This is a genomic window from Georgenia thermotolerans (genome assembly GCF_009193185.1).
Lineage (GTDB): Bacteria > Actinomycetota > Actinomycetes > Actinomycetales > Actinomycetaceae > Georgenia > Georgenia thermotolerans.
Genome location: NZ_VUKF01000082.1, coordinates 1 through 6,730, shown reverse-complemented (window position 1 = coordinate 6,730; position 6,730 = coordinate 1). Strand labels below are relative to the sequence as shown.

4 protein-coding genes and 1 tRNA gene are annotated in these 6,730 nt (G+C 75.1%); 3 read left to right on the top strand and 2 right to left on the bottom strand.

Going from position 1 to position 6,730, the window contains the following annotated elements; translation table 11 throughout:
• Both selA and GD970_RS21040 read right to left on the bottom strand, forming a co-directional pair.
• On the bottom strand, nt 1–1,120 hold a 1,120-nt coding region (gene selA, locus GD970_RS21045; protein WP_152204840.1), incomplete at its 3' end, for an L-seryl-tRNA(Sec) selenium transferase.
• Between the two features lie 17 nt (nt 1,121–1,137).
• Nucleotides 1,138–1,232: transfer RNA gene (locus tag GD970_RS21040), tRNA-Sec, on the bottom strand.
• A 124-nt stretch (nt 1,233–1,356) separates the two neighbouring features.
• Here GD970_RS21040 and selD point away from each other — a divergent pair.
• Genes selD through GD970_RS21020 form a run of 3 tightly spaced genes read left to right on the top strand, consistent with a single transcriptional unit; the run spans nt 1,357 to nt 6,656 of the window.
• On the top strand, nt 1,357–2,349 hold the full coding sequence (gene selD, locus GD970_RS21035) for a selenide, water dikinase SelD (protein ID WP_152204839.1): 993 nt from the start codon (nt 1,357–1,359) through the stop codon (nt 2,347–2,349).
• A 55-nt stretch (nt 2,350–2,404) separates the two neighbouring features.
• Nucleotides 2,405–5,683 carry a formate dehydrogenase gene (fdh, locus tag GD970_RS21025; protein WP_193315012.1) on the top strand — a complete coding sequence of 1,093 codons (3,279 nt, stop codon included), beginning with the start codon at nt 2,405–2,407 and terminating at the stop codon, nt 5,681–5,683.
• Entirely contained in the window at nt 5,676–6,656 is a 981-nt protein-coding gene (locus GD970_RS21020; RefSeq protein WP_152204836.1) for a 4Fe-4S dicluster domain-containing protein, read from the top strand. The genes fdh and GD970_RS21020 overlap by 8 nt, the downstream gene beginning before the upstream one ends.
• Nucleotides 6,657–6,730 lie beyond the last annotated feature (74 nt).

Below are 6,730 nucleotides of genomic sequence, written 5' to 3'. Positions count from 1 at the left end.
CCCCGGGCGCGCCGCCGCCGCCCACCGCCGCCGTCGAGGGCACCGCCGCGGCGGGAAGGGGCCGCAGCCGTGCGGCCAGCGCCTCGGCGCGGGCCAGCAGCGCGGCCGGGTGCGCCGTCAGCGCCGCGGGCACGGGCGGCACCGGCCCGGTCAGCGTGGCCTCCAGCGCGGCCAGGGTGAGCTTGTCCACGCGCAGGGCACGGGCGAAGGGGTGGCGGCGCAGGCCGCGGACGAGGTCGGCCCGGCCCAGCAGCAGCCCGCACTGCGGGCCGCCGAGCAGCTTGTCGCCCGAGGCGGTGACGAGGGCCGCCCCGGCGCGCAGCGTGCGGGCGGCGTCGGGCTCGGCGGGCAGCCGCGGGTGCGGGGCGAGCAGGCCCGAGCCGATGTCGGCCACCACCGGCACCGGCAGGGTGGCCAGCTCGCCGACGGGCACCGAGGCCGTGAAGCCCTCGACGACGAAGTTGGACGGGTGCACCTTGAGCACGAAGGCCACCGAGTCGTCGATCGCCGCGTCGTAGTCCGCCAGGCGCACCCGGTTGGTCGTGCCGACCTCGCGCAGCGTCGCGCCCACCGACTCGACCAGCTCGGGGATGCGGAACCCGTCGCCGATCTCGACCATCTCCCCGCGGGCGACCACCACGGTGCGCCCCGCGGCCAGGGCGAGGGTGGCCAGGGCGAGGGCGGCGGCGCCGTTGTTGACCACGTGGACGTCCCCGGCGTCCGGGACGGCCGCCCGCAGCGCCGCCAGCGCCCCCGACCCGCGCGGGCCGCGGCGCCCGGTGGCCAGGTCGAGCTCGACGTCGGTGGCCCCGGCGGCGACCTCCAGGGCCGTCACCGCCGCGGGGGACAGGGGCGCGCGCCCGAGGTTCGTGTGGACGACGACGCCGGTGGCGTTGACCACCCGACGCAGCGACGTGGCCGCTGCCGGCAGCGCCGCGACGGCGGCGTCGGCGACCTCGTCCGGGTGCACCGCGCCGGCCCGGCACCGGGCCAGCGCGTCGGCGACCGCCGCCTTGACGAGCCGCTCGCCCAGGCGGCCCGCGGCCGCGCGCAGCCGCGGGTCGGCGAGCACCCGGTCGGTGCGCGGGGTGGCGCGGCGGCGGTCGGGACGGTCGGGCACGCGCTCCTCCTCGAGAGTGGCGGAGGCGGACGGGAATCGAACCCGCCTGGCCGAGCTGCTCGACCACAACGGTTTTGAGGACCGCGCCCGTCACCAGACGAGGTACGCCTCCGCCGTCACCCTAGCGTCCGGCTGGCTGCTGGTCCCGCCTCGGGCGGGTGCCGGGCCTCCCGCGGCGCGCCGGGGGAGGCCCGGCCCTCTGGACCGGTGTCGGGGCGGTCCCTAGGCTGGCGCGGGTGACGACGCTGACACAGCCCCTCCGCCTGACGCAGTACGCCGCCGGGGGCGGCTGTGCCTGCAAGGTCCCGCCCGGCGAGCTCGAGCGGGTGCTCGGCGGCCTGGCCCTCCCCGCCGGCGCGGACCTCCTCGTGGGCCTGGAGAACGGCGACGACGCCGCCGCCGTGCGCATCAGCGGCGGCCGGGCCGTGATCGCCACCGCCGACTTCTTCACCCCCGTCGTCGACGACCCCTACGACTGGGGCCGCATCGCCGCCACGAACGCCCTCTCGGACGTCTACGCCATGGGCGGCACCCCGCTGGTCGCGGTCAACCTGCTGTCCTGGCCGCGCCAGAAGATCCCCTTCGACGTCGCCGCCGAGGTGCTGCGCGGCGGCGCGGACGTGTGCGCCGCGGCGGGCGCCTTCCTCGGCGGCGGGCACAGCGTGGACGACCCCGAGCCCAAGTACGGCCAGGCGGTCACCGGCCTGGCCGACGCCGACCGGCTGCTGCGCAACGACGCCGGCGAGGCCGGGCTGCCGCTCACCCTGACCAAGCCGCTCGGCCTGGGCGTGCTCAACAACCGGCACAAGGCCACCGGCGAGCGCTTCGAGGAGGCCGTGGCCCAGATGACCACGCTCAACCGCGACGCCTCCCGGGCCGCGCTCGACCTCGGCCTGCGCTGCGCCACCGACGTCACCGGCTTCGGCCTGCTCGGCCACCTGTTCAAGCTCGTGCGCGCCAGCGGGCTGAGCGCCGTCGTCGACGCCGCCGCCGTCCCCTACGTCGACGGCGCCCGGCAGGCGCTCGCCGACGGCTACGTCCCGGGCGGCAGCCGGCGCAACCTCGACTGGGTCCGCCCGCACCTGCGCTCGGCGGTGCGCGAGGACGAGCTGGTCCTGCTCGCCGACGCCCAGACCTCCGGCGGGCTGCTCGTCGCCGGGGAGATCCCCGGCTACCCCGTGGTCGGGGAGCTCGTGCCCGCCCGCGAGCACGCCATCGAGGTCCGGTAGGGCGCGCGCGGCGCGGCGACGGTCGCTAGGGTCGGCGGCACGGGAGGGAGCGGTCATGGACGGTCGGAAGGTGTTCCTCAGCTGGCCCGTGGTGCGCCAGCTGACCGGCCCGGACGTGTTCGGCCGCGGCCCGGCCGCCCGCTCCCGCGCCACGGAAGAGCTCACCGCCCGCACGGTCACGGCCGACCGCGTCGCGCGCAGCGTGTGCCCGTACTGCGCCGTCGGCTGCGGCCAGAAGGTCTACGTCAAGGACGAGCAGGTCGTCCAGATCGAGGGCGACCCCGACAGCCCGATCTCCCGCGGCCGGCTGTGCCCCAAGGGCTCGGCGAGCAAGAGCCTGGTCACCGGCCCCACCCGGCTGAGCACGGTGCGCTACCGGCGCCCGTACGCCACCGAGTGGGAGGACCTCGACCTCGACGTCGCCATGGACATGATCGCCGAGCGCGTGGTGCGGGCGCGGGAGGAGACCTGGCAGGAGCGCGACGAGCAGGGGCGGCGGGTCGCCCGCACCCTGGGCATCGCCAGCCTGGGCGGGGCGACGCTGGACAACGAGGAGAACTACCTCATCAAGAAGCTGTTCACGGCGCTCGGCGCGTTGCAGATCGAGAACCAGGCGCGTATTTGACACTCCGCCACGGTCCCCGGTCTGGGGACCAGCTTCGGTCGCGGCGGCGCCACCGGCTTCCAGCAGGACCTCGCCAACGCGGACTGCGTCGTCATCCAGGGCTCGAACATGGCCGAGGCCCACCCCGTGGGCTTCCAGTGGGTGATGGAGGCCAAGGCCCGGGGCGCGAAGGTGATCCACGTCGATCCCCGCTTCACCCGGACCAGCGCGCTCGCGGACACCTACGTGCCGCTGCGCGTGGGCACCGACATCGTCTTCCTCGGGGCGATCATCAACCACGTCCTCAGCAACGAGCTGGACTTCCGCGAGTACGTCCTGGCCTACACCAACGCCGCGACCATCCTCAGCGAGGAGTACGCCGACCCCGAGGACCTCGACGGGCTCTTCTCCGGCTTCGACCCCGAGTCCCGCACGTACCACACCCGCAGCTGGCAGTACTCCGGCGACGAGGACGCCGCGCCGGACGAGATGGGCAGCACCCGCCAGCGCGCCACGGCCAGCGCGATGCAGCACGAGACCCACGGGGTGCAGGTGCACGGCCAGCCCCCGCGCGACGAGACGCTCCAGCACCCACGGTGCGTCTACCAGGTGCTCAAGCGGCACTTCGCCCGCTACACCCCCGAGCTCGTCGAGGAGGCCTGCGGGGTGCCCCGCGAGCAGTTCCTCGAGGTGGCGCGCGCCTGGGCGGAGAACTCCGGGCGCGAGCGGACGACGGCGCTGGTCTACAGCGTGGGCTGGACCCAGCACAGCGTGGGCGCCCAGTACATCCGCACCGGGGCCATCCTCCAGCTGCTGCTGGGCAACATGGGCCGGCCCGGCGGCGGGATCATGGCCCTGCGTGGGCACGCGAGCATCCAGGGCTCCACGGACATCCCCACGCTGTTCAACCTGCTGCCCGGCTACCTACCCATGCCGGAGGCCGTCGACCACCCCGACTTCCAGTCCTGGGTGGACAGCGTGCGCCACCCCGGCGCCAAGGGGTACTGGAGCCACGCCGACGCCTACGCCGTCAGCCTCCTCAAGGCCTACTGGGGCGAGGCGGCGACGGCGGAGAACGACTACTGCTACGACTACATCCCCCGCATGACCGGCGACCACGGCACCTATCGCACCGTGCTGGACATGATCGACGGCAAGGTCAAGGGGTACTTCCTGCTCGGGCAGAACCCCGCGGTCGGGTCGGCGCACGGGCGCGCCCAGCGCCTGGGCATGGCCCAGCTCGACTGGCTCGTGGTGCGCGACCTGTACGAGATCGAGAGCGCGACGTTCTGGAAGGACTCCCCGGAGGTCGCCACCGGGGAGATCGTGCCCGAGGAGTGCGCCACCGAGGTCTTCCTCATGCCGGCCGCCTCCCACGTGGAGAAGGAGGGCACCTTCACCCAGACCCAGCGCATGCTGCAGTGGCGCGAGAAGGCCGTCGACCCCACCGGGGACCGCCGCTCGGAGCTGTGGTTCTTCTTCCACCTCGGCCGCCTGGTGCGGGAGAAGCTCGCCGCGTCCCCCGACCCCAAGGACCGCCCGCTGCGCGACCTGGCCTGGGACTACCCCACGCAGGGCCCGACGGCGGAGCCGAGCGCCGAGGCCGTGCTCATGGAGATCAACGGCTACGAGACGGCCACCCGCCGCCCGCTGTCGTCCTACACCGAGATGCGGGCCGACGGGTCCACCGTGGGCGGGTGCTGGATCTACACCGGCGTCTTCGCCGACGGCGTGAACCAGGCCGCCCGCCGCAAGCCCGGCGCCGAGCAGTCCTGGGTGGCCCCGGAGTGGGGCTGGGTGTGGCCGGCCAACCGGCGCATCCTGTACAACCGCGCCTCCGCCGACCCCGACGGGCGGCCGTGGAGCGAGCGCAAGGCCTACGTGTGGTGGGACGAGCAGGCCGGGCGGTGGACCGGGCACGACGTGCCCGACATCGAGGCGACCAAGGCGCCGTCCTACCGGCCGCCGGAGGGCGCCGCCGGGGTGGAGGGCCTGTCCGGCGTCGACCCGTTCATCATGCAGGGCGACGGCAAGGGTGCCCTGTACGTCCCCCAGGGCCTGGTCGACGGGCCGCTGCCCACCCACTACGAGCCGGTGGAGTCGCCCTTCGCCAACCCGCTGTACGGCCAGCAGGCCAACCCCACCCGCATCGAGTACCGCCGCACGGTCAACCCGCTCAACCCCAGCCCGCCGCTGGAGCGCGGGGAGGTCTTCCCGTACGTCTTCACCACCAGCCGCCTGACCGAGCACCACACCGCCGGCGGGATGAGCCGGTTCCTGCCGTACCTGGCCGAGCTGCAGCCGGAGATGTTCGTCGAGGTCTCCCCGGAGCTCGCCGCCGAGCGGGGGCTGGAGCACCTGGGGTGGTGCCACGTGGTCACCGCCCGGGCGGCCGTGGAGGGCCGGGTGCTCGTGACCGACCGGCTCCGCCCGCTGCGGGTGGAGGGCCGCACCGTGCACCAGGTCTGGCTGCCCTACCACTGGGGCGGCAGCGGCGTGGTCCGCGGCGACTCGGCCAACGACCTGTTCGGCATCACCCTGGACCCCAACGTGCTCATCCAGGAGACCAAGGCCGGCACGTGCGACGTGCGACCCGGGCGCCGGCCCACCGGCCCGGCGCTGCTGGCCTACGTGGAGGACTACCGGCGGCGGGCCGGGGTGGCTGGGGAGCACTACGCGCCCTTCGTCACCGCCCGGGGCGCCGAGGCGCAGGAGGACGCAGATGGCTAGGCACAGCCTGTTCGGGCCGATCGACCCGGCCAAGGAGGCCGGCTACGCCGACCCGCCGGCGCGCAAGGGCTTCTTCACCGACACCAGCGTGTGCATCGGCTGCAAGGCGTGCGAGGTGGCCTGCAAGGAGTGGAACCTCGTGCCCGACGAGGGCTTCGACCTGCTGGGGATGTCCTACGACAACACCGGCGCGCTGGGCGCGAACACGTGGCGGCACGTCGCCTTCGTCGAGCAGCCGGCCGGCGGGCGCCCCCGGGTGGACCTCGGCATGCCGACGGTGGGGCCGCCGGGCGGGCAGCAGACGGCCGCGGGCCCGAGCGTCGCGGGCGCGGGGGGCGAGGCGGGCGTGACCGGCGCCGGGCCGGCCGAGGCGGGCGCCGCCGAGCGGCCGGACTTCCGGTGGCTGATGTCCTCCGACGTGTGCAAGCACTGCACGCACGCCGCCTGCCTGGACGTGTGCCCCACCGGTTCCCTGCTGCGCACCGAGTTCGGCACCGTCGTCGTCCAGCCCGACATCTGCAACGGCTGCGGCTACTGCGTGCCGGCCTGCCCCTACGGCGTCATCGAACGCCGCAAGGGCCCCGCCGGCGCCCGCAACGTCGGCATCGCCCAGAAGTGCACCCTGTGCTACGACCGGCTCGGCGCCGGGATGGAACCCGCCTGCGCCAAGGCCTGCCCCACCGACTCCATCCAGTTCGGCGACCTGGACGAGCTGCGCGAGCGGGCCCGCGCCCGGGTCGCGGACCTCCACGAGGACGGCGTGGAGGAGGCGCGGCTCTACGGCGACGACCCCCTCGACGGCGTGGGCGGGGCGGGAGCGTTCTTCCTGCTGCTCGACGAGCCGGAGGTCTACGGCCTGCCGCCGGACCCGGTGGTGACCACCCGGGACCTGCCGCACATGTTCAACCGCGCCACCACGGCCGCCGCAGCGCTCCTGGTCGGTGCGGCCGTCGCGTTCCTGGGGAAGCGATGAGCGCGGGCGCGGGCGCGGGCCCGGGGCCCGACGGCCGGCGCCAGGGCCGGTGGGCCGGCGCGGGCCCGCGGCGC